This window comes from Pseudonocardia xinjiangensis (genome assembly GCF_012911925.1).
GTDB lineage: Bacteria > Actinomycetota > Actinomycetes > Mycobacteriales > Pseudonocardiaceae > Pseudonocardia > Pseudonocardia xinjiangensis.
In genome coordinates, this window is sequence record NZ_JAAXKY010000077.1 from 1 (window position 1) to 23,114 (window position 23,114).

Here is a 23,114-nt window from a genome sequence, read left to right on the forward strand (position 1 = left end):
GCATGGGGCTGCCCAGCGGGCTGGGCGGGCTCTCCGACGGGCAGACGGCCGACACGTCACAGGCGGCGTCGAGCTGCCGGACGGGAGCCCAGGCCAACACGGAGCTGGACTGCGAGGTGGTGGCAGTCGTCAACTCGCTCGACGGCTACTGGAGCGACACGTTCGCCCGTTCCAACATCAACTTCCAGCCGCCGCGCACCAACTTCTTCACCGGCGGCGTCCGCACCGGCTGCGGCAGCGCCACCTCGGACACCGGCCCGTTCTACTGCCCCGGCGACAACGAGATCTACATCGACCTCTCGTTCTTCCGCGAGCTGGAGACCCGCTTCGGGGCCGAGGGCGGGCCGTTCGCGCGGGCCTACGTGATCGCCCACGAGTACGGCCACCACATCCAGGCACTGCTGGGGACGAACGAGCGCGTCCGCTCCGGGGAGACCGGCCCGACGTCGGGCACGGTGCGGCTCGAGCTGCAGGCCGACTGCTACGCGGGCGTGTGGGCCAACCACGCCACGTCGGTGCCGACGGCGTCCGGACGCCCGCTGATCACCGACGTCACCCAGCAGGACGTCAACGCCGCGCTCGACACCGCGTCCCGGATCGGCGACGACTACATACAGTCCCAGCTCGGCGGCGGCCGGGTGGACCAGAGCCAGTTCACCCACGGCTCGTCCGAGCAGCGCGAGCGCTGGTACACGACGGGCTACCAGAGCGGCGACCCGGCACGGTGCGACACGTTCGCGAGCGGCGTCAACCTCGGCTGACCCCTGTGCCGGCGCGATGATCGGTGCGAGATCCGGCTGTTGGCCCTTCGGAGGGCGCATACGCGGATCTCGGCCCCGTTACGGGCGACTCGCGCGGCCGGGGCGGGCGACTCGCGGGGGGTTTGCTTCCGCCCGTCGGAACTGCCGTAGCCGGGCGCTGCGGGGGTTCGTAGCGTGGCTCACGACCTGCGATGTGGCAGAGGACGAGAGGACGACCCATGACCTCGACGGCGGACGCGGCCCCCCAGGACCTGCAGGACCCGAAGCTCCCTGCTGCGGACGAGTTCTCCATCTTCACCGGGGAGCCGATGCACTCGCTGCGCGACATGCTCACCGAGGTCACCTTCACCCCGGGTCCGGGTGAGGAGTTCGCCGCGACGTCGATGTTCAACGGTCTGCGGTCGCTGGTCCCGTTCTGCCACGCGGGGTCGGAGGGGTTCAGCATCGTGCGCGTCTACCTTGCGCCGAACTACATCCTCCCTGCGCACACGCACAACAGCGACTGCCTCTACTACGTGCTCCAGGGCAAGGCCATCCTCGGCAAGCGCGTGATCGAGCCGGGCGGTGGCTTCTTCGTCCCGGCCGGCAAGGCGTACGGCTACACGGCGGGGGCGGAGGGTGCCGAGGTGCTGGAGTTCCGGCACGCCACCAGCACCGACTTCCACGAGACCGAACGCAGCCCCGCGCGCTGGCAGAAGATCCTCGACAACGCCGAGCAGAACGACGGCTGGAAGGACGCCGACCTGCCCTACTGAGCGGGGACGCCGAGCAGCTCGCGGCACGGGTCGAGGCCCTCCACCCGCAGCGCCCAGTCCGGCCGCACGAACCGGTCCGGCGTGACGAGCAGCCGTACGTCCTGGCCCGCCCTCCCCCGCCGCACCACGGTCTCGGTGCCGTCGTGCTGGTAGCCGAGGCGCTCCGACACGCGCAGCGACGCCACGTTCCCGCTGAAGGCGGAGGAACGGGCCCGGACCGCTCCGAGGTGGTCGAACGCGAACGCCAGCACCGCGGCGCGCATCTCGGTGCCGATCCCGCGGCGCTGGTGGCGCAGGCCGATCCAGGAGCCTGTCCTGACCTCGCGGACGAGGCCGAAGTTCTGGCCCGTCAGCCCCTGCATGCCGACCACGCGGCCGTCGAGGCGGACCAGGAAGTTGAGCGTCCAGTTCTCCGGGCCGGACTGAGCCCGCTGCGACCAGTAGTGCTGCAGGGTGCGGTGGCCGACATGGTCCGTCCAGGGGGCGAGGAACGGCATCTCGTCGGGAGGGTGGACGCCGCGGTGCGCCTCCTCCACGAGCTCGAGCAGCCCGTCGTCGTCATCGGGGCGCAGCTCCAGGCGTGGGGTGCACAGGGCCAGCCGGCGCAGCGGCCACGGGTCGGGGAGCGTCATGACAGCACCCTGCCGGATCTGCACGGACGGACTCGACCGAATAGTTTCGAGGTCATGTATGCAATCACGGTTCGTGAACCGGGCGGTCCCGACGTTCTCGAGTGGACCGAGGTCCCCGACCCCGTAGCGGGCCCCGGAGAGGTCGTCGTCGACGTGGTGGCGAGCGCGGTCAACCGCGCCGACCTGCTCCAGCGCCAGGGCCACTACCCGCCGCCCCCCGGTGCGTCGGACACCATCGGCCTGGAGTGCTCCGGACGGATCGCGCAGCTCGGCGAGGGCGTCGAGGGGTGGCAGGTCGGCGACGAGGTGTGCGCGCTGCTCGCCGGTGGCGGGTACGCGGAGAAGGTGGTCGTGCCCGCGGTGCAGCTGCTGCCGGTGCCCTCCGGCGTCGACATCGTGACGGCCGCCGGGCTCCCCGAGGTGGCGTGCACGGTCTGGTCGAACATCGTGGCAGCGGGCCGGCTCAGCGCCGGTGAGACGTTCCTGGTGCAGGGCGGCAGCAGCGGCATCGGGACGCACGCGATCCAGGTGGCGAAGGCGCTCGGCGCCAGGGTGGCCGCCACGGCAGGGGCGCCGGACCGGCTCGAGCGCTGCCGCGAGCTGGGTGCCGACATCGTCATCGACTACCACGACGACATCCCCGCCGAGCTCAAGAAGGCCACCGACGGCCACGGCGCCGACGTCATCCTCGACAACATGGGCGCCAAGGGGCTGGCCGCCAACATCGACGCGCTCGCGCCCGACGGCCGGCTGCTGATCATCGGCCTGCAGGGCGGCGCGAAGGGCGAGGTCAACCTCAACAAGCTCCTGGTCAAGCGGGCCAGCATCACCGCGATGGGGCTGCGCGGGCGGCCGGTGGACGGACCCAACGGCAAGGGCGCGGTCGTGGCAGGCGTGCGGGAACAGGTGTGGCCGATGATCGAGGACGGGAAGGTGCGGCCGATCGTGCACGGCACCGTCCCGATGCCCGACGCCGGCAAGGCACACGCGCAGCTGGAAGCCGGCGGCGTGGTGGGGAAGCTGCTGCTGGTGACCCCGGGCAACGGCTGAGGGACACCGGCCGACCGGCGAGCACCAGCCGGCGGCCCGGCGTCCGGATACGGTGTCGGGGAACAGGACATCGACAGTGATGTGGCGAGCGTGGATGCGGCGAGCGTGCGTCTGCTCGCCCGGGAACATGGAGATCATGAGTCAGCCATCGGAGCAGCACGCGAACGGCAACGGCGAGCAGCAGGTCGTGGTCATCGGGCCGGACGGCCAGCCGGTGGGCATGGCGACGCTGCCCCAGTCGGGCGAGGACGGTGGCGAGCAGGGCGGTGTGGGAGCCATGGTCGAGCAGCCCGGCAAGGTCATGCGGATCGGCACGATGATCAAGCAGCTCCTCGAGGAGGTGCGGGCGGCACCTCTCGACGAGGCGTCGCGCAACCGGCTCCGCGAGATCCACGAGAACTCGATCAAGGAGCTGGAGACCGGTCTCGCGCCCGAGCTGCGCGACGAGCTCCACCGCCTCAGCCTGCCCTTCACCGACGACAGCACCCCGTCGGACGCCGAGCTGCGGATCGCGCAGGCGCAGCTGGTCGGCTGGCTGGAGGGGCTGTTCCACGGCATCCAGACGGCGCTGTTCGCGCAGCAGATGGCCGCCCGTGCGCAGCTGGAGCAGATGCGTCGAGGCCTACCTCCCGGTGCCGTGCCGCAGCAGCCCGGCCCCGAGGGTGGCCTCGGCAGGGGCACCGGTCAGTACCTGTAGCGGGCCGCACCGGCAGGTGACGGGACCGGCCGCGGACATGCCTCGGAATTACAACAACGTGGCGTTGCTGCAATCGGGGCAGGCCCGCACGAGCCCGTCACCACCCGTCGGTACGCTCATCGGGTGGCTCAGACGATGACCACCGGTGACGACCGGGCCGAGGAAGCGACGTCCGTGCCGGCGGTCATGCCCGAGGCTGCTCCCTCGCGCAGCTGGCGGCGTGCCTTCGACGACCTCGGGCAGGGCTGGCGGCAGCGACCGCTGTGGGGATACCTGGGCTGGCAGGACATCAAGCAGCGCTATCGCCGCTCGGTGCTCGGGCCCCTGTGGATCAGCATCACCATGGCCGTGGTCGCCACGGCCATGGGCATCCTCTACGGCGCCCTGTTCGGCGAGGACATCCGCACGTTCCTGCCCTACGTCGCCACCGGTCTCCTGATCTGGTACTTCATCAACGGCTGCATCCTCGAGGGCAGCGAGGTCTTCATCGCCAACGAGGGTCTGATCCGGTTCCTGCCGGCTCCGCTGAGCCTGCACGTCTACCGGCTCGTGTGGCGCCAGACGCTGTTCTTCCTGCACAACCTCGTCGTGTGGGGCATCCTCGCCGCGATCTTCCGGCCGCCGCTGGGCTGGTCGCTGCTGCTGGCGATCCCCGCCTTCATGCTGCTCATCGTCAACGGCGCGTGGATCACCGTGCTCACGGGCATCATCGCCACCCGGTTCCGTGACATCCCGCCGATCATCGCCAGCCTCGCGAACCTGCTGTTCTTCGTGACGCCGATCGTGTGGCAGTACGACACTCTGCTGAAGAACCCGGCCGTCGCCGAACGGGCCCGGATCGCGGAGCTGAACCCCGTGCTGCACTTCGTCGAGATCCTTCGCGAGCCGCTGCTCGGCGAGCCGATCGTCTGGCACCACTGGATCGTCGTCGGTGTCATCACGGTGGCGGGCTGCATCGCGGCGCTCGTCTGCCTCCGCAACTACCGCTCCCGCGTCGCGTACTGGGTCTGAGGACGGCATGGTCAGCATCGATCTCGACGGCGCGGCCGTCGACTTCCCGATCTTCGACGCCAAGACGCGGTCGCTGAAGAAGGCCGTGCTCGGCCGAGCGGGTGGCCGGATCGGCACCGGTTCGAAGGTGCCCATCATCGAGGCGCTGCGCGACATCACGGTGTCCCTGCGCAAGGGTGACCGCGTCGCGCTCGTCGGGCACAACGGAGCGGGCAAGTCCACGCTGCTGCGGCTCATGTCGGGCATCTACGAGCCCACCCGCGGACGCTCCTCCGTGATCGGCAAGGTGGCGCCGGTCTTCGACCTGGCCGTCGGGATGGACCCGGAGATCTCCGGGCTGGAGAACATCCTCATCCGCGGCCTCTTCCTCGGCATGACGCGCAAGCAGATGGAGTCGCGGGTCGACGACATCGCGGCCTTCACCGAGCTGGGTGACTACCTCAAGATGCCGCTGCGCACCTACTCCACGGGTATGCGCGTGCGGCTCGCGCTCGGCGTCGTCACCAGCATCGACCCCGAGATCCTGCTGCTCGACGAGGGCATCGGCGCGGTCGACGCGGAGTTCCTCGCCAAGGCGCGCAACCGGCTCAACGAGCTGGTGGAGCGGTCCGGGATCCTCGTGTTCGCATCGCACTCCGACGAGTTCCTCGCCGACCTCTGCGACACGGCCATCTGGATGGACCGGGGCACGATCCGGGAGCACGGGCCCCTGCGCGAGGTGCTGCGCCACTACAAGGGCCGCGACGTGCTGGCCGAGATCGAAGCCACCCGGTGAGACAGGAGCCGCTCCCTGCCGGCTCGGTCGTCGCGGTGGTCGTCACGCGCCATCGCACCGACATGTTGGTCGACTCGCTGGCCGCGCTCGCGAAGCAGACCCACCCCATCGCCCACCTGATCGTCGTCGACAACGGGCCGGACCAACCGGCCCGCGACATCGTCGACGCCAGTGGCCTGCCCGCCACGTGGCTGCCGTCCTGGAGCAACCTCGGTGGCGCCGGCGGGTTCGCCCTCGGCATGCTGCACGCACTCGCCATGGGCGCGGACTGGATCTGGCTGGGCGACGACGACGGCCACGCCGCCGACGAGACGGTGCTCGCCACCCTCGTCGATCTCGCGGAGCGCCGCGGGCTGGCCGCGGTGTCGCCCACCGTCGCCGACAAGGACCACCCCGACCGCCTCGCGTTCCCGGTACGTCGAGGGCTCACCTGGCACCGGTCGCGGGCGGCACTCGCCGCCGACGTCGGCCACGGCGCCGACGACGAACTGCTCCCCGGGGTCGCCGCGCTGTTCAACGGGGCGCTGTTCCGGGCCGCCACTCTCGACGTCATCGGGGTCCCGGACCTGCGGCTGTTCGTCCGCGGCGACGAGGTGGAGATGCACCGCAGGCTGGTGCGGTCCGAGTTGCCGTTCGGCACGTCGCTCCGGGCCGCCTACCTGCATCCGGCCGGGTCGGACGACGACAAGCCGATGCTCGGCGGCCGGCTGCACGCGCGCGACCCCGACGACCCGGTGAAGCGCTACTACACCTATCGCAACCGCGGGTACCTCGTGTCGCAGCCGGGCATGCGCAAGGTCGGGCTGCTGGAGGTGCCGCGGTTCGCCTGGTACTTCCTGGTCACCAAGCGCAGCCCGAAGCAGTTCGCACAGTGGGTGCGGCTCGTGCGCCAGGGGCGTGCCGAGCGGTTCCACCGCGCCTGACGTAATCACGTCGTCACTGCAAGCTATCAACACCCACCCGATTGGGTGTGATTACGATCACATCACTTAGCCGTATCTTTTTCTTCTGTTAGTCGTGTGCACGCCCGCGCGTTCTCGGAATGTGTAAGTCATCGCTGACACAACCCCCCTGACGTGCAGAGAAGCGCATCTCGACCGATCAAGGTAAAAGGATGGTTAACACCCCCGCTCACCACTCCAGGTGATCGCTGTCCACCCCGCACTGCTAATTTCCCCACTCGATAGTGGTCGGATATCGGGGGACAAGATGTGGGATTGGCTCCGCTTTCTGGAGCATTGGCAGCTCTTCCTGCCGGTCGGTGTCATCGGCGGCATCTCCTGGTCGGTCTGGCTGATCCGCAAGGTCATGTCCGCCGGCTACCGCCCTCTCGTGAACGACTTCCGGACCACGACCTCGGTGGTCGTTCCCTCGTTCCGTGAGGACCCGGACGTCCTCCTGCGCTGCCTCGACACATGGCTGGCCCAGGGGCCGACCGAGGTGATCATCGTGCTCGACGTCGAGGACCTCGAAGCCCGCGACCGTCTGATGGCACGCCAGGACCGGCGCATCCACGTCATGATGTTCGCCCACGAGGGCAAGCGCTCGGCCCTCGGCGTCGGCATCCGGGCCGCCCGGTACGAGGTACTCGTCCTCACCGACTCCGACACCGCGTGGGAGCCGGGCCTGCTCGACGCCGTGCAGATGCCCTTCGTCAACCCGAAGGTGGGCGCTGTCGGCACCCGGCAGAACGTCTTCGAGCCCCGCAGCAGCGTCTGGCGCCGCGTCGCCGACTGGATCATCGACCTGCGGTACATGGACTACGTGCCCGCCACGGCTCGGCGCGGGGGCGTCGTCTGCGTCTCCGGACGCACCGCGGCCTACCGCCGTTCCGCGGTGATGCCGGTTCTGGCCAACCTCGAGCACGAGTTCTTCCTGGGCAGGCGCTGCGTCGCAGGCGACGACGGCAGGCTCACCTGGCTGGTGCTGGCCCAGGGCTACCGCACCGAGCACCAGGACTCGGCGCGGGCGCTGTCGATGTTCCCCTCGACGTTCAAGGCGTTCTGCAAGCAGCGTGTCCGCTGGAGCCGCAACTCCTACCGCTGCTACCTCACGTCCATCTTCAAGGGCTGGCTGTGGCGCGTCCCGCTGATCTCGCAGCTGACCGTGTTCCAGATCCTGTTCACGCCGGTCACCATGTTCGCGACGGTCTACTACCTCGTCGCCGCGTGGTTCAGCCCCCAGCGCGAGCTCGCCGTGATCCTCGGCATCGCGTGGCTGTTCATCGGCCGGGCCATCCGCAGCTTCTCGCACCTGCGCCGCCGACCGTCCGACCTCATCATCCTGCCGCTCGTCACTTTCGTGATCATGTTCGTGGCTCTACCGATCAAGACCTGGGCATTCGTGACCATGAACAAGCAGGGGTGGCTCACCCGGCACGCCGACCTCGTCGGCGGCGAAGGCCAGGACGAAGCCAGCCTGACGGAGGACACCCGTGGCGCAGCCTGAACCGACCCCCCGCCGGAAGAGCCGTCGCTGGCTCGTGGCACTGACGGCGCTCGTCGTCGTCGGCGGCATCGCGGCGGGCGCCGTCCAGACCGGCATGGTGGAACGGGTCCTCGGCCCGGACCCGACCGACACCGGCAGCAGGCTCGACGACGCCGAGGAGGCCGGGGTCGTCGAAGCCCCGACGGACGCCGAGGACGACGTCGCCCCCACCACGGAAGCGCAGCAGCACCAGGCGACCCTCGTCGAGGCCGAGGACGACCGGCTCTTCGCGATCGTCAGCGACCGGCCTCCGTCGGAAACCCCCTACGAGGTGGCCGCAGCGGGCCAGGCCGTTCCCACCGTGGTCCTCACCCCCCGATCCCAGCCCTACGACCTCCCCTCGCTCGAGCGGCTCAACGCCGCCGCGCGGCAACCCGACGGCTCCTGGCTGCTGAGCCGGTCCGTGGTGGTGGGGCGCGGCGCGGAGCTGCGGATCCAGGAGCCGAACGCAACCCTGAAGCTGGCCAGCGGCCCGAGCGGCTTCGCGACCCTGGTCGCCTTCAAGGGGACGCTGACCCTCTCCGGTGGTCCCGACGCCCCCCTGACCATCACGAGCTGGGACCCGACGGCGAACGCGCCGGACACCGACCGCGGTGACGGCCGCGCCTACGTGCGCGCCGTCGGGGCCCGGATGGACCTCACCGAGGTCAAGGCATCCGACCTCGGGTTCTGGAGCGGTCGCACCGGCGGTGTGGCCTGGACCGGCAGCGCGGGCGCACCGGCCACCGGCTCGGCGAACCACATGACGGTCGAACGCGGCCACTACGGGATCTTCACCAGCCGCGCCAGCGACATCGTCGTCAACGACGCGACCCTGCGCGACAACGAGCTGGACGGGCTGCTGCTGCACCGGGAGACGAGCGGCGTCACCGCCACCGACGTCACGAGCAGCGGGAACGGACGCGACGGCGTGACCGCCACGCGCGGCGCCGAGCGCATCACCCTCACCGAGGTGACGTCCTCGGACAACGCAGGCAACGGGATCCGGATCGACGGATCCCCGCTGGCCGCCGAGGCCACCGCGGGCGGGGCGAGCACCGCCCAGGGCGCCGGCTACACGATCGAGCGCTCGACCGCCACGGGCAACATCGACGCCGGGATCCTCGCCGTCGAGGCGGGCGGCCTCGCGCTGCGCGACAACACCGTGTCGGGCAACAAGGACGGGATCGTGCTGCGCGGCGACGCGGAGCGGCCCTCCGTCACGGGCAACACCGTCGACGCGGCCGAGTTCGGCATCGCGGTGCGCGGCGGCACCCGGGCCGCGCAGGTCACCGGCAACCGCGTCGGTTCGGCCGTGATCGCGATCCAGGTCACCGACGCATCGGCCACCGTCCAGGAGAACGAGGTGCGCGCCGCGTCCCGTTACGGGATCTCGCTGGTGGGGCAGGTGACCGGGTCGTCGGTCACCACCAACAAGCTGGCCGGCCGTGGCCTCGCCGCCCTCGACGTCAACCGGGTGGGCGCCACCGCAACCGTCGGCATCTCCGGCAACGACGAGACCCGCTGGACGGTCGACCGCGACGAGCTGCGCTACTGGAGCGACTACGCGAAGACCCATCCCCTGCTGCTGCTGTGGCTGCTCATCCTGCTCCTGCCGCTGGCCGCCCGGCTGTGGACCAAGCGCCGCAAGCGGCTGCGTGACGAGCACGAGCACGCCCACCCCTACGTCAACGTGCCGCCCGGCCCTCCGGTCCCCGGCAACAGCCACGTGATCACCTCGATCGGGAGGCCGGGGCCGGTCGCCCCGATGGCCCGGCCGATGCCCCAGCCGATGCGTCCGGTGCCCCGGCCGGTTCCCACGCCCGATGCCGCGCAGCCGGCGCCGGACCGGCCCGAGGAGGTCGCCACCCCGACCGTCGCCCTGCCGGTCACCCGCGTCACGGTGGTCTCCGGGCGAGGGGCCCGCCGGTGACGGCGGTGCCCGGGTCGCCGCTGCGGCGCCGGGTCACCGGCCTGGTCGGCGGGCTGGTGGCGGTGGCTGCCCTGGCCGCGTGCGGGGGTGGCGACGGCGGAGGACAACCGGCGCCGGCACCCGCTCCTTCGCCTCCCACGGCAGGCACGGCGTGCACGCAGAAGCCCACCACCGAGGTCCGCACCGCCGACGAGCTCACCGAGGCACTCGCCGGGGCCCAGCCGGGCTCGGTGATCTCCCTCGCCCCGGGCACCTACGCAGGCACCTTCGTGGCCACCGCGCAGGGCACCCAGGACAAGCCGATCGCCGTCTGCGGAACCCGCGACGCCGTCCTCGACGGCGGCGCCACCGACGGCGGCTACACGTTCCACCTCGACGGCACGGCGTACTGGCAGCTGAGCGGCTTCACCGTCCGCGGCGGCCAGAAGGGCGTGATGACCGACCGCGCGCACGGCAACCTCATCGAGGGCCTCCTCGTGGAGGGCACCGGCGACGAAGCCATCCATCTCAGGCAGAACAGCACCGACAACGTGGTGCGGGGCAACACCGTGCAGAAGACCGGCCTGCGCAACGGCAAGTACGGCGAGGGCATCTACATCGGCAGCGCCGAGAGCAACTGGTGCGACCAGACGAACTGCGAGCCCGACCGCAGCGACCGCAACCTCATCGAGGGCAACACCATCTCCGGGACGACCTCGGAGTCGGTGGACATCAAGGAAGGCACCACCGGCGGGATCCTCCGCGGCAACACGTTCTCGGGCGCCGGCATGACCGACGCCGACTCCTGGGTGGACATCAAGGGGAACGGCTGGACGATCGTCGGCAACACCGGCACCGACAGCCCCAAGGACGGGTTCCAGGTGCACGAGATCCTCGACGGCTGGGGCCTGGACAACACCTTCGACTCCAACACGGCCACCGTCAACGCAGATGGCTACGCGATCAACGTCACCAAGAACGAGGAGCGGAACCGGGTCGGCTGCGACAACCGCAGCGTCGACGCCGGTCAGGGTCTGAGCCCCGAAGCCTGCGGCTGACCCACCACGACCTCTCCAGACCAACCGAATCGAATCGAGAGGAGCCGCTGTGTTCGCTCGACGGATCGCCGTCATCGGCACCGGCTACGTAGGACTCACCACCGGCGCCTGCCTGGCCTCACTCGGCCACCACGTCGTGTGCGCCGACATCGACCCCGACAAGATCGACCGCCTGAACGACGGCCAGATCGACATCCTGGAACCCGGCCTGCCCGAGCTGGTCGCCGAGAACGTCGCTGCCGGCCGCCTCGAGTTCGTCCTGGGTGCGCGGCAGGCGATCGTCCGGCCCGAAGAACCCGCCGTCGAGGTGGTGTTCCTCTGCGTCCCGACGCCGATGGGCGAGGGCGGCGCAGCCGACCTGGCCGCCGTGCAAGCGGTGGCGAACGAGGTGCGCCACCTGCTGCCGAAGGGCTGCGTCGTGGTCAACAAGTCCACGGTGCCGGTCGGCACGGCCGAGGCGACCCGGAAGATGCTGGGCCGGCGCGACGTGTCCGTCGTCAGCAACCCGGAGTTCCTCCGGGAGGGCAGCGCGGTGCACGACTTCCTGCACCCCGACCGGATCGTGGTCGGCAGCGACGCCCAGGACGCCGCCGAGCGCGTGGCCGCGCTCTACTCGAAGCTCGGTGCCCCCACCCAGCTCACCGACGCGGCCAGCGCCGAGATGGTCAAGTACGCGGCGAACTGCTTCCTCGCCATGAAGCTGTCCTACGTCAACGCGCTCGCCGACCTGTGTGAGCGGCTCGGCGCGGACGTCATCGAGGTCACCGAGGGCATGGGCTACGACCGGCGGATCGGGCAGACCTTCCTGTCCCCCGGCCCCGGCTGGGGCGGCTCGTGCTTCCCGAAGGACACCCACGCGCTGCTGCAGATCGCCGCGGCGGCGGGGATGGACTTCGAGCTGGTCGGGGCGAGCCTGCGCACCAACGAGACCACCCGGGAGCGCGTGGTCGACAAGGTCCGCACCGCCGTCGGGGGCTCGCTCGCCGGGCAGCGGATCGGCTTGCTCGGGCTCACGTTCAAGGCCGGCACGGACGACCTGCGCGACTCCCCGTCGCTCGCCGTCGCGCAGCTGCTGCGCGCGGAGGGGGCCGAGCTCGTCGGGTACGACCCGGCCTGCCCGCACGACGTGCCCGGTGTGACCGACGGGATCACCGTCGTCGACGACGCGCTGGACGCCGCCAAGGACGCTGCGGCGCTGGTCGTGCTCACCGAGTGGCCCCAGTTCCGCACGCTCGACTGGACGGCGCTCGGCGGCGTGGTCGGTGCCCCCGTGGTGATCGACACCCGCAACCTGCTCGACCCCGACGTGCTCCGCCGGGCCGGCTTCGCCTGGATCGGGCTCGGCCGCAGCTGACGTACCCGGTCCGGCGGCACTCGGCCGCCGGGCCGGTTCAGCGCCGGAAGACCACGGGTCAGCGCCGGAAGACCACGGTGCGGAGCATCACGAAGTTGACCACCGTGGCCGTGCCCTGGGAGATCACCCACGCCACGCTGACCCGCAGCGGCATGGCAGGCAGCACGGCCAGCATCAGCGCGTTCACCCCGACGGTGAGTGCGAACGTGGTGGCGTAGAGCAGCACGAAACCCGCCAGCCGGGCCCGCGCCGCGCCCTCGACCTGGAACGTGAAGCGCCGGTTGAGGAGGTACGCGGTGGTGGTGCCCAGGATGAAGCTCACGGCCCTGGCGGCGTCGGGCCACGTGCCGAGGGCGAGCAGCCCCTGGTAGGTGCCGAAGTCGACCCCGGCCGACAGCACGCCGATGACGACGAACCGGCTCAGCTGCGCGACCAGGCCGAGCTGGGCCGGTGCAGGGCGGGTCGCGGTCACCTCAGCAGGGTATCCGCCGCGTCCGAGCGCCCGGTGCCTCCCCCGGATGCACCGCTGCGCGATTCCGGTTCGCCCGGCACGATCATCCGGATGACCACCGTGACCGATGCCGGCACCCCCACCGGGGTGCGCGCCCTCGCCGACGACTACGTCCGGCGTCTCGCCGACCTGGACACCAGGACCGCGACCTCGCTGGGCACCCACCCCGGCGACGACCGGACCCCTGACCTCTCCCCCGACGGCCAGCAGGCGATCGACGACCTCGCGCGCAGCGTGCTCGCCGCCCTCCCCGCGGCGGTGGTGGCCGACGACGACGACCGGCGCTGTGCGCGCCTGCTGCGCGAACGTCTCGAGGCCCAGCTCGCCGTGAGCGACGCCGGGGAGCACCTGCGGACGCTGCGCAACATCTTCGGACCCCACCAGCAGGTACGGCAGCTGTTCGAGCTGATGCCGACGGCCACGTCCGACGACTGGGACGTGGTGGCCCGCCGGATGGCCCGGGTGCCGCAGGCGTACGCCGGGTACGTCGCCACGCTCACCGAGGGATCGCGCCGCGGCCTGTACGCGGCGCCCCGCCAGGTCGAGACGGTCGTCGGGCAGCTCGACGCCTGGCTGGCCGGCGCGGAGGGCACCTGGTTCCACACGTTCGTCGCGAAGGCACCCGAGGACACCGCGTTGCGCGCCGCGCTGGCGGACGCCGCCGATGACGCCGCCGCCGCGGCGCTCGGGCTCCGCGACCACCTCGCCCACGAGTACCTGCCCGCGGCCCAGGGCACGCCCGACGGCGTCGGCGCCGAGCGCTACCGGCTCGGGGCCCGCCTGAGCACGGGGTCGGACCTCGACCTCGCCGAGGCCTACGCGTGGGGATGGGACGAGTTCCGCCGGCTCGACGCGGAGATGCACCGCGAGGCGCAGACGGTGCTCCCCGGCGCCGACCCGATCACGGCGATGCGCCACCTCGACGAGAACGGCGACGCGGTCGACGGGGTCGAGGAGGTACGCATCTGGCTGCAGAAGATGATGGACACCGCGATCGACGAGCTGGACGGCGCCCACTTCGACATCTCCGGGCCGATCCGCACGGTCGAGGCCATGATCGCCCCGTCGGGCAGCGCCGCCGCGCCCTACTACACGCGGCCGTCGCTCGACTTCTCCCGGCCCGGCCGCACCTGGCTGCCCACGCTCGGCCAGACCCGGTTCCCCCTGTGGGGCCTGGTCAGCACCTGGTACCACGAGGGCGTTCCCGGCCACCACCTGCAGCTCGCCCGGTGGGCGCACCTCGCCGACCGGCTCTCGACGTACCAGACCACCGTCGGCTCGGTGTCCGGCAACACCGAGGGCTGGGCGCTCTACGCCGAGCGGCTGATGGACGAGCTCGGCTATCTCACGCTGCCCGGCACCCGGCTCGGCTACCTCGACGCGCAGCAGATGCGCGCCATCCGCGTGGTGATCGACATCGGGATGCACCTCGGGCTGCAGGTCCCCGCCGACTCGTCCGTGCACGCCGGGGAGACCTGGACCCCGGAGGTGGCACGCGCGTTCTTCGGCGCCCACTGCGGGCGTCCCGGCCCGTTCCTCGACAGCGAGATCGTGCGCTACCTGGGCTGGCCCGGTCAGGCGATCAGCTACAAGCTGGGCGAGCGGGCCTGGCTGGCCGGCCGCGATGCCGCCAGGGCTGCCCGGGGTGCGGACTTCGATCCCAAGGCCTGGCACGGCTCCGCACTCTCACTGGGCAGCCTCGGCCTGGACGACCTCACCGACGAGCTCGCCCGCCTGTAGGAGGCTCCTGCCCGACGAGGCTCGACCACGCCTCGTCGGGCGGGCGGGAACGAGATCGGCTCGCGCCCTGTTGTGCCGGTGCCGGCGGTGGACGGCCCTGGACGGGTCCGCGACCCGCCGCGGGAGGAGACCGATGACCGTCCTCGAGCTGTCCACCGACCAACTGCTGAGCACCACCCGTGCGGTCCGCAAACGGCTCGATCTCACCCGTCCCGTCGAGCGGTCGGTGCTGCGCGAGTGTGTGGAGCTGGCCGCGCAGGCACCCACCGGCCGCAACCGCCAGCGCTGGGAGTTCGTGTTCGTCACCGACCCGGGACGGCGGGCGGCGATCGCCGATCTGTACCGGCTGGGCCTGACCCGGCCGACCGTGCCCGTGCCCTACGACGGGGTGGACCGCTCGGAGGCCGACGGCAGGCAGCGGATGGCCGACAGCGCACAACACCTGTTCGACCATCTGCACGAGGTGCCGGTGCTGCTGGTGCCCTGCGTGCACGTCGTCCGCGAACCCAGCCCGTCGGTGGTGGCGCAGGCGAACCTCTGGGGGTCGGTACTGCCCGGGGTCTGGAGCTTCATGCTCGCCGCCCGCTCCCGCGGCCTCGGCACCGCGTGGACCACCGCCCATCTGCACTACGAGCGCGAGGCCGCCGACGTGCTCGGCATCCCGTACGAGTCGGTCCAGCAGACGGCACTGATCCCGGTGGCCCACACGATCGGCACCGACTTCCGCCGCGCACCGCGCACCGACTCCGACGCCGTCACCCACTGGGACAGCTGGTGAGCGCCGGACGGCCCCTCAGAAGTAGTGGCCCGCGAAGCGGTACCGCCGCCGCACCGTGACCGAGCCCATCCCGGCCCGGCCGTGCACCACGAAGTGGGGCACGCCGGGCCTGCGGATGGACGGGACGCTGCTCTTGACGGTGCCCATGGTGGCCACGACGGCATCGACGTCGGCCGTGGACTCGTCCGGCACGAGCAGCCGCGCCGAGCCCGCGCCGAGGTCGACCTCCACGTCGATCACGGGGTGGCGCAGCGGGGTGTCGCAGAAGTCCAGGACGACCGAGCCCATCGCGCTCTGCAGCCGGAGCCGCGGCGGGACGTCCCAGGCGCCGCGGCGCTTGATCGTGGACGCTCCGGTGCGCAGCACCAGCGGCGGTGCGTCCGGCGCGTGCGGCGGCGGGACGGCACCGGCGAGGGCGGCCTGGTGCGCTCCGGGCAGGTCGGCCAGTGGTGGCAGGAGATCGGCCTCGTACCGCGCGGCATAGATCACCGACAGCCGCTCCTCCAGCTCCGACACGGTGATCCGGCCGTCGGCGAGCGCCTGGTGGAGCTGGGCTGCGGCACGCTCCCTGTCGGCGTCGGAGATCCTGATTCCCGGTGGGTCCGGCGGCGTCGTGCTCACCTCAGCAGAATAGTGGGGAATGCCCTTTCGGTGACCGATTGATCCTGGTCCCGTACGCAACGAGCGCAGCGCGGACGCCCCACCGGGTGGAGGCACGACCGCGATCTCTACGGGGAGTAGCCTGGCGCCGATGTCCGGAACGGCGAGTCTGCGCGGCTGGGGCCGCACCGCGCCCACCACGGCGCAGGTGCTCACACCCAGGTCCTTCGACGACGTTTCCGCCGCGGTCGCGGCGGCCGGCCCGCGCGGGATCATCGCCCGCGGTCTCGGGCGCTCCTACGGTGATCCGGCCCAGAACGCCGGTGGCACGGTGCTCGACATGACCGGCCTCGCCACGATCCACTCCATCGACGCCGACACCGGTGTCGCAGTGGTGGACGGCGGGGTCAGCCTCGACGCGCTGATGCGCAGCGCACTGCCGTACGGGCTGTGGGTGCCGGTGCTGCCGGGCACCCGGCAGGTCACGATCGGCGGGGCCATCGGCGCCGACGTCCACGGCAAGAACCACCACAGCAAGGGCAGCTTCGGCAACCACGTCCTCTCGCTGGACCTGGTCACCGCCGACGGCACGCTCCGCACCCTCACCCCGGACGGGCCGGAGTCCGACCTGTTCTGGGCCACGGTCGGCGGCATGGGCCTCACGGGCGTGATCGTGCGCGCCTCGGTACAGCTGCACCGCACCGAGTCGGCGTACTTCGTGGTCGACACCGACCGCACCGCCGACCTCGACGAGCTGATGGGCCTGCTCACCGACGGCTCCGACGACACCTACGGCTACTCCGCCGCCTGGTTCGACACCACCACCACGGGTGCCCAGCTCGGCCGGGCGGTGCTCACCCGCGGCTCGCTCGCCACCGTCGACCAGCTGCCGGCGAAGCTGCGCAGCGACCCCCTGAAGTTCGAGGCGCCGCAGCTGCTGTCGTTCCCCGACGTCTTCCCGAACGGACTGGCCAACCGGCTCACGCTAAGGGCGTTCAGCGAGCTCTGGTACCGCAAGGCGCCCAAGCGCCAGCGCGGCTCGCTCCAGAACATCACGACCTTCTACCAGGTGCTCGACCTGTTCGGCGACTGGAACCGGGTCTACGGATCGCGCGGGTTCCTGCAGTACCAGTTCCTCGTCCCGTTCGGCCAGGAACCGACGTTCCGCCGGGTCGTCGAGAAGATCGCGCAGTCGCCGCACGCGTCCGGCCTCAACGTGCTCAAGCGCTTCGGCGAGGGCAACGCTGCGCCGCTGTCGTTCCCGCAGCCCGGCTGGACGATCACCGTCGACTTCCCCATCGCGCGGGGGCTGCACCGGTTCTGTGACGAGCTCGACGAGCTCGTGCTCGGCGCGGGCGGCCGGCTGTATCTCGCCAAGGAGTCCCGGGCGAGCGCCGCGACGATCCGCCGCGGCTACCCGCGCTTCGACGAGTGGCGCAAGGTGCGCGACCACGTCGACCCCACCGGGGTCTTCACATCCGACATGGCCAGACGGCTGGAGCTGACGAACTGATGATCGACGCCGTGGGCAACCCGCAGAGCGTGCTGCTGATGGGCGGCACCTCGGAGATCGGCCTCGCGGTCGTCGAGGCGTTCGCCTCCGACCGGCCGTTGCGGGTGGTGCTGGCCGCCCGGCCGTCCGAACAGCTGGATGCCGCGCGGGCCCGCCTCGAGCGCCTCGGCTGCGCCGTCGAGACGCTGACGTTCGACGCGCTCGCTCTCGACACCCACGCCGACGTGGTCCGCAAGGCCTTCACCGGCGGCGACATCGACGTGGCCCTTGTCGCGTTCGGGCTGCTCGGCGACAACGAGAAGGCGTGGACCGACGTCGCCACCGTCGTCGAGCTCGCCCAGGTCAACTACACCGCGGCCGTCTCGGTGGGCGTCGCGCTCGCGGAGCGGCTCCGCGCGCAGGGCCACGGCTCACTCGTCGCGTTCTCCTCGGTCGCGGGGGAGCGGGCGCGCCGGTCCAACTTCGTCTACGGCTCCACCAAGGCCGGCCTGGACGCCTTCTACTCCGGGCTCACCATGGCGCTCCGCCCGTCCGGTGTCGCCGTCACCGTGGTGCGCCCCGGGTTCGTGCACACCAAGATGACCGAGGGCCTGAAGCCCGCCCCGCTGTCCACCACTCCCGAGGCCGTGGCCGCCGTGGTGGTCGACGCCGTGCGCAACCGGCGCGAGCTCGTCTGGGCGCCGGCCCCGTTGCGCGTGGTGATGAGCGTGCTGCGGCACCTGCCCCGCGCGGTGTTCCGCCGCCTGCCCATCTGACCGGGCGTCGACCTCTGAGGGGTGGCAGCCGCAGTCGCCTACCGTCCGGTCGGAGCGAGCCGGTCGACCGACCAGGCTCGAACCTGTTCACGACGGAGCCCGACCGCGGCACCGGACCCCGAAGGAGCACACCGTGAAGTACCTGCTGATCATGCAGATGAACCCGGCCGTGTGGGAGGCGCTCTCCCCCGAGCAGCGCGACGAGGTGATGAACGGCCACGGTGCGTTCATGGAGACGATCAGGGCCTCCGGCGAGATGGTGGCGACCCACGCACTGGCCGAGCCGGCTCAGAGCGTCGTGGTGCGGGGCCGCGACGGCGTACCGGTCGTGACCGACGGTCCGTTCCTGGAGTCCAAGGAGTTCATGGGCGGCTTCTACCTCGTGGAGTGCGAGACACGGGAGCGGGCGATCGAGCTCGCCGCCATGATCCCGGACGCAGCCGTCGACGGGATGGCCATCGAGGTGCGGCAGGTCGTGTTCTCGGAGGGGACCCGGTAGCGGCGGCCGCCACGAGCCGACCGGCGCTCAGCCCCGCGCGTTGAGGTACCCCTGCACGTAGAGGGAACGCTCGTAGTCACCCGGCCGCGGCGGTTGCCTGCGCTGGGCATTGATCAGCGCGGCAGCCAGAGGCGGCCCGCCGGCCTCCGGTGCCGGGCGGCGGCGTGGCACCGCGGAGACCTGGGCCGAACCGCCCGGTCCCCCGCCGGCACGCGTCTCGCCGCTCCGGCCTGCGGCGGCGTTGCGGCGCGCGGCGACGATGCGGGACCGGGCGGTCGCCGCCTCCGACGTCAACCTGGTGGCCGACTGGTTGCCCACACCGGGCCAGCCGGTCGCCGTCCCCCCGACGGCGCGGTGCCGCGGAGACCTCGACGCCCGTGCCGGCGCCGCATCGCCCGGCCGCGCCATCGCCCGCAGGCTCCGCCGGGCAGGCTCCTCCACGGCGTGGAAGGCCAGCGCCGCGACCGCGAACGTCGAGAGCAGCACGACCACGCCGGTCACGTGCGCGAGCAGCGTGCCGGGCCCCAGCGAGGAGAACTTCTGCAGCGCCAGCCAGTAGATCTCGAACATCGGGATGTGCACGAGGTAGAGGCTGTAGGAGACCCGGCCGCCGTACACGGCCCACGGCATCGACAGCACCATCGCCGGTCCACGGTCGGCCACGGCCAGCGCCCCCACCAGTAACGGGAACAGCGCGATCACCGCGCCGCCGCGCCCGGGGCCGAGGAGCTCACCCAGCAGCAGGCCGGCCGCGATCAGCACCGGCAGCACCACCGCCGCGGTCGATGCGCCACGTCGCAGCCCCTCCGTCCGGCGCTTCCGGCGGACGGCCAGGTACATCACGGCGCCCCCGCTGAAGCCGCAGAGGATGCGGGCGGCCCAGCTCCACGGGTGGTACGGGGTTCCGGTGCTCAGGTAGGCCCAGACCATCGGAGCCATCAGCGCCACCGCGGCCATGGTCAGCACCGTGGCGGGGAGGTTGCGCAGCCGGAAGAGGACGAGCACCCCCACCGGGAAGAGCAGGTAGGCCAGCCACTCCGCACTGATTGACCAGGTGGCCCCCACCCAGGACGCCCCGTCGAAGAACGGGTTGTCCCAGAGCTGGACCATGAACAGCTGCTGCAGGTACTCCGTGGGGCCGAGATCCGGCTGCACGGCCTGGAACGCCACCTCCGAGTCGGAGCCGTACCACAGGCGGGCCATCAGCCAGATCCCGAACAGGTGGAACACCAGCGCGTACACGGGCCAGATGCGGCAGGCGCGAGCCCAGACGAAACGCACGGTGGCCCGGACCCGCAGCGCGGGCCCCAGCGAGTCCAGGTACGTGTAGGTGATCACGAACCCGCTGAGGACGAAGAACAGGTCCACCCCGAGGGCGCCCGCGGTGATCAACGGCCCCAGCACGGCGGCCACCTCCGCGACCGCCTCCAGGGGCGTGAAGTGGAAATGGAAGAGGACGACCCACGCCGCTGCCACGATGCGCAGCCCGGTCAGACCACGCAGCTCCGTGCTGGGCACGCCTCGACCGACGGACGGAGTGGTGGTCAGCTGACCTGCTGTCGTCACACGGTGAAAACGACGACACGCCGAGCGATGGTGCGCCTACCAGCCCGAACGTACCGGTATGGCCCGGGCCGTCACTGCCCGCTTGGCAGCGGTACGGCCGACCGGGTGGCAGCGAACCAGACCGATTCAGTACAGCGTGCAACGACCGAACACGTTCCGCTACCAGCGGTCGAGGTGCAGCACGGTGTCGAGCGGCTCCCGCGGCGCGGGCTTGAACGTCTCTCCCGTGTAGTAGGCGGTGGGCAGCAGGACCCCCTGGCGGACGTTCGGCGGGATCCCGAGCAGCTCGGAGATCTCCTTCTCGTAGCGCAGGTGCAGCGTCGTCCAGGCACTGCCGAGCCCGCGGGCGCGGGCCGCGAGCTGGAAGCTCCACGCCGCCGGGAGCAGGGAGCCCCACAGGCCGGCCTGGTTGCTCGCGGGCAGCTCCTCGCCCGCCGTGATGCAGGCGAGGACGAGCACGGGGACGTCGCCCATCCGGTCGGCGAGGTACTCCGCCGACGTGCTCACCCGCGCCTGCACGGCCTGTCGCTCGTCGCTGTGGTTCGCGGCCCGGCCGCCGTAGCCCGGCGAGTTGCGGTACCGGTCGTAGGACTGCTTGTAGTACTCCCCGATCCGGGCGCGGAGCCCGGCGTCGGTGACGACCAGCCAGTGCCAGCCCTGCTGGTTGCTGCCGGTGGGCGCCTGCACAGCGACCTCCAGGCACTCCCGCACGAGTTCGAGGGGCACCGGCCGGTCGAGATCCAGACGCTTGCGCACGGAACGGGTGGTGGTGAGCAGCTCGTCGGGGCTCAGGGGGAGCGTCATGGTCTGATCATGCCCCCGGGCCGTCGGCTCATTCGGCCGGGCGGCAGTCCGCGGCCGCGCGGGGATCGCGGGGGTACCGGTAGGAGGTGCGCTCCCAGGCTCCGGTCAGGTTGTCCCAGAACCGCTGTGCGGTGAGCGGTGCCCGCACGGAGTCGAGCAGCTCCTGGGTGCGGGGGCACGCGAGCGCGGTGCGAGCGGCGGTGACGCCCGCCGGGTCGACGAAACCGGTGTCGGTGACCCCGGCGTCGGCCAGGAACCACTCCGGCGGCAGGTCCTTGTCGTGGCCGATGCGCCCGTCGGGGATGCCCGTGGCGTGTGCGGCGAGGGGGTTGGTGAGCCCGACACCGTCGAGCACCGTGGTGGAGAGCGGCGCCAGCTCGCCCGTGACACCGAGGTTGAGCCAGACGATCGTGTTGCGGGCGTCCTGGCCGGGCTTCGGGAACAGCCACCAGCGCAGCCCGTTCTCCCCCGGCCCGGCGAGTGCCAGCGACGGGGACGGCGCAGCGGCGAGCGCGGCGACGCCCTCGGGCGCCACCGGGTGCCCGACGAAGTCCTCGCTGGTCACCGGGTTGGGCTTGCCGACGAGGATCACGTAGTAGAGCCGCTCGTTGGCGATCCAGTTCGGGCCGAGCGTGTCGTAGGCGGGCCGCATGCCGGCGATGCACGCCACGGCCCACACCGCCATCCCGATGACGGGGAGCGCGGTCCACCGGGTGAGCGGCACCGCCATCAGCGGCAGCACCAGGCAGAACAGCGCCGGAAGCAGCATCCGGCCGTGCATGAAGTCGCCGCCGACCCGCGTGACGTACAGCGCGAGCAACCCTGAGCCCAGCACGGGCACCGCGACCACCACGACGGTGAGCAGGCCCAGGCGCCGCGACGCCGGCTGCGACGACGCGCCCCGGAGCAGCCCCGCGAGCGCGAGCACGCCGACGAGCAGGACCAGCAGCGGGATCCACAGCCGGTAGGGGTCGACCAGGTCGAACAGGTAGTAGATGCCCTGCTGCCAGCGGGCGGAGCTCGCTTCCTTGGCCAGCGCCGTGGACGGCACCAGCAGGCCGTAGTAGCCGGCCCGGAACACCTCGTACGCCAGCGGCACCGCGGCGGCCACCACCGCGAGCCCGACCAGGCGGCGCCACCCGCGGCGGGCCTCCAGCACCACCAGCGCGACGGCCACGAGCAGCCCGAACAGGGCGAGGTCGGGGCGCACCAGCGGAGCGAGTCCGAGCACGAGGGCCAGCGGCCACGCCCGGCCACCCCCGCCGGCGCGGGCGGCGACCAGGCGGCCCACGAGCAGCCACCACGTGAAGCCCAGCCACCCGACGATGAGACCGGTCTCCAGGCCGGACGTGCCGAAGTCCCAGAACGGCGGCAGCGAGACGACGACGAGCGCGCCGAACGGCACCATCAGCCGCCGGGCCCCGAACAGCCTGCGCGCGGCGTCGAGCCCGAACCCGAGGCCAGCGACCGACAGCGCCAGGCCGAGGATCACCGCCGCCCAGTTCAGCGAGATCCCCGGCACCAGGCCGGGAATCGCCAGCAGCGCCGTCCACAGGGTCGAGGTGTTGGCCTCGACCCGCTCGCCCACGTTGAAGACAGGGCCCTCGCCTGCGACCAGCTGGCGCACGGTCCGCAGGACGATGAGCCCGTCGTCGCTCATCCAGCGGCGGTGCCAGATGAGCGCCCCGAAGGCCAGCATCGTCACGCCGAACAGCGCGAAGGTCCAGAGGGAACGCGACGGGCGAGCCGACCGGTGACCCGACCAGGCGGCCGGATCCGCCTCCACCACAGTGCTGATCGGATTCCCCCTCGTGTCCGGCGCCCGGCACCCGCCGTGCGCGTACATCGTGCCGGGCAGCACCCGGACGGAGGCGCCG

General features: G+C 71.7%; 22 protein-coding genes. 16 read left to right on the plus strand and 6 right to left on the minus strand.

The genetic code is table 11. From position 1 onward, the window contains the following. Together ypfJ and HF577_RS21890 are read left to right on the plus strand one after the other, a co-directional pair. On the plus strand, positions 1-761 hold a 761-nt coding region (gene ypfJ / locus HF577_RS21885; RefSeq protein WP_169397798.1), incomplete at its 5' end, for a KPN_02809 family neutral zinc metallopeptidase. Between the two features lie 218 nt (positions 762-979). Next, a complete protein-coding gene (locus HF577_RS21890; RefSeq protein WP_169397799.1) occupies positions 980-1,516 on the plus strand; it encodes a cupin domain-containing protein in 537 nt (178 codons plus the stop codon). Here HF577_RS21890 and HF577_RS21895 read toward each other — a convergent pair. Further along, positions 1,510-2,148 carry a GNAT family N-acetyltransferase gene (locus HF577_RS21895; protein ID WP_169397800.1) on the minus strand — a complete coding sequence of 213 codons (639 nt, stop codon included), beginning with the start codon at positions 2,146-2,148 and terminating at the stop codon, positions 1,510-1,512. The genes HF577_RS21890 and HF577_RS21895 overlap by 7 nt on opposite strands. Before the next feature lie 54 nt (positions 2,149-2,202). On the opposite strand from HF577_RS21895, the gene HF577_RS21900 reads away from it, so the two are divergent. From HF577_RS21900 to HF577_RS21940, 9 genes are all read left to right on the plus strand, one after another. After that, positions 2,203-3,198 carry an NAD(P)H-quinone oxidoreductase gene (locus HF577_RS21900; RefSeq protein WP_169397801.1) on the plus strand — a complete coding sequence of 332 codons (996 nt, stop codon included), beginning with the start codon at positions 2,203-2,205 and terminating at the stop codon, positions 3,196-3,198. Positions 3,199-3,334: 136 nt separating this feature from the next. Then, positions 3,335-3,895 (plus strand): bacterial proteasome activator family protein, encoded by a 561-nt coding sequence (locus HF577_RS21905; protein WP_169397802.1) that lies wholly within the window; start codon positions 3,335-3,337, stop codon positions 3,893-3,895. Between the two features lie 186 nt (positions 3,896-4,081). Beyond that, positions 4,082-4,906: a galactan export ABC transporter permease subunit Wzm/RfbD gene (wzm, locus tag HF577_RS21910; protein ID WP_169397822.1), complete on the plus strand. Its 825-nt coding sequence runs from the start codon at positions 4,082-4,084 to the stop codon at positions 4,904-4,906. 7 nt (positions 4,907-4,913) lie between these two features. Next, positions 4,914-5,681, plus strand: a complete 768-nt coding sequence (gene wzt, locus HF577_RS21915; protein ID WP_169397803.1) for a galactan export ABC transporter ATP-binding subunit Wzt/RfbE — start codon at positions 4,914-4,916, stop codon at positions 5,679-5,681. Further along, on the plus strand, positions 5,678-6,604 hold the full coding sequence (gene glfT1, locus HF577_RS21920) for a galactofuranosyltransferase GlfT1 (RefSeq protein ID WP_169397804.1): 927 nt from the start codon (positions 5,678-5,680) through the stop codon (positions 6,602-6,604). Before wzt ends, glfT1 begins: the two co-directional genes overlap by 4 nt. 286 nt (positions 6,605-6,890) lie before the next feature. Further along, on the plus strand, positions 6,891-8,129 hold the full coding sequence (locus HF577_RS21925; protein ID WP_169397805.1) for a glycosyltransferase: 1,239 nt from the start codon (positions 6,891-6,893) through the stop codon (positions 8,127-8,129). Next, positions 8,116-10,080 carry a right-handed parallel beta-helix repeat-containing protein gene (locus HF577_RS38580; protein ID WP_169397806.1) on the plus strand — a complete coding sequence of 655 codons (1,965 nt, stop codon included), beginning with the start codon at positions 8,116-8,118 and terminating at the stop codon, positions 10,078-10,080. The genes HF577_RS21925 and HF577_RS38580 overlap by 14 nt, the downstream gene beginning before the upstream one ends. Continuing rightward, the gene (locus tag HF577_RS38585) at positions 10,077-11,117 is read left to right on the plus strand and encodes a right-handed parallel beta-helix repeat-containing protein (protein WP_169397807.1); all 1,041 of its coding nucleotides are present in this window, start codon (positions 10,077-10,079) and stop codon (positions 11,115-11,117) included. The genes HF577_RS38580 and HF577_RS38585 overlap by 4 nt, the downstream gene beginning before the upstream one ends. A 49-nt stretch (positions 11,118-11,166) precedes the next feature. Beyond that, positions 11,167-12,471, plus strand: coding sequence for a UDP-glucose dehydrogenase family protein (locus HF577_RS21940; RefSeq protein WP_169397808.1), 1,305 nt, complete (start codon positions 11,167-11,169; stop codon positions 12,469-12,471). 58 nt (positions 12,472-12,529) lie between these two features. Here the strand turns inward: HF577_RS21940 and HF577_RS21945 are convergent, their stop codons facing one another. Then, complete coding sequence (locus HF577_RS21945; RefSeq protein ID WP_169397809.1) at positions 12,530-12,943, minus strand: GtrA family protein; 414 nt, start codon at positions 12,941-12,943, stop codon at positions 12,530-12,532. 90 nt (positions 12,944-13,033) lie between these two features. Between HF577_RS21945 and HF577_RS21950 the strand changes: the two genes are divergently transcribed. Next, positions 13,034-14,722 (plus strand): DUF885 domain-containing protein, encoded by a 1,689-nt coding sequence (locus HF577_RS21950; RefSeq protein ID WP_169397810.1) that lies wholly within the window; start codon positions 13,034-13,036, stop codon positions 14,720-14,722. 133 nt (positions 14,723-14,855) lie between these two features. Further along, positions 14,856-15,500, plus strand: coding sequence for a nitroreductase family protein (locus HF577_RS21955; protein ID WP_169397811.1), 645 nt, complete (start codon positions 14,856-14,858; stop codon positions 15,498-15,500). A 15-nt stretch (positions 15,501-15,515) separates the two neighbouring features. On the opposite strand, the gene HF577_RS21960 is transcribed toward HF577_RS21955, so the two are convergent. Next, entirely contained in the window at positions 15,516-16,121 is a 606-nt protein-coding gene (locus tag HF577_RS21960) for a DUF1707 SHOCT-like domain-containing protein (RefSeq protein ID WP_169397812.1), read from the minus strand. A 130-nt stretch (positions 16,122-16,251) separates the two neighbouring features. Here HF577_RS21960 and HF577_RS21965 point away from each other — a divergent pair, with 130 nt between their 5' ends. The 3 genes from HF577_RS21965 to HF577_RS21975 all read left to right on the plus strand — a co-directional run bounded on the left by HF577_RS21965 (position 16,252) and on the right by HF577_RS21975 (position 18,867). Next, entirely contained in the window at positions 16,252-17,613 is a 1,362-nt protein-coding gene (locus HF577_RS21965) for an FAD-binding oxidoreductase (protein WP_169397813.1), read from the plus strand. Next, the gene (locus HF577_RS21970) at positions 17,613-18,368 is read left to right on the plus strand and encodes a decaprenylphospho-beta-D-erythro-pentofuranosid-2-ulose 2-reductase (RefSeq protein WP_169397814.1); all 756 of its coding nucleotides are present in this window, start codon (positions 17,613-17,615) and stop codon (positions 18,366-18,368) included. Before HF577_RS21965 ends, HF577_RS21970 begins: the two co-directional genes overlap by 1 nt. Before the next feature lie 133 nt (positions 18,369-18,501). Next, a complete protein-coding gene (locus tag HF577_RS21975) occupies positions 18,502-18,867 on the plus strand; it encodes a YciI family protein (protein WP_169397815.1) in 366 nt (121 codons plus the stop codon). A gap of 27 nt (positions 18,868-18,894) precedes the next feature. Here the strand turns inward: HF577_RS21975 and HF577_RS21980 are convergent, their stop codons facing one another. From HF577_RS21980 to HF577_RS21990, 3 genes are all read right to left on the minus strand, one after another. Further along, complete coding sequence (locus tag HF577_RS21980) at positions 18,895-20,385, minus strand: acyltransferase family protein (RefSeq protein ID WP_169397816.1); 1,491 nt, start codon at positions 20,383-20,385, stop codon at positions 18,895-18,897. 207 nt (positions 20,386-20,592) lie between these two features. Next, on the minus strand, positions 20,593-21,237 hold the full coding sequence (locus tag HF577_RS21985; RefSeq protein WP_169397817.1) for a nitroreductase family protein: 645 nt from the start codon (positions 21,235-21,237) through the stop codon (positions 20,593-20,595). A 28-nt stretch (positions 21,238-21,265) separates the two neighbouring features. Further along, complete coding sequence (locus HF577_RS21990; protein ID WP_312859289.1) at positions 21,266-23,023, minus strand: hypothetical protein; 1,758 nt, start codon at positions 23,021-23,023, stop codon at positions 21,266-21,268. Positions 23,024-23,114: the final 91 nt, after the last annotated feature.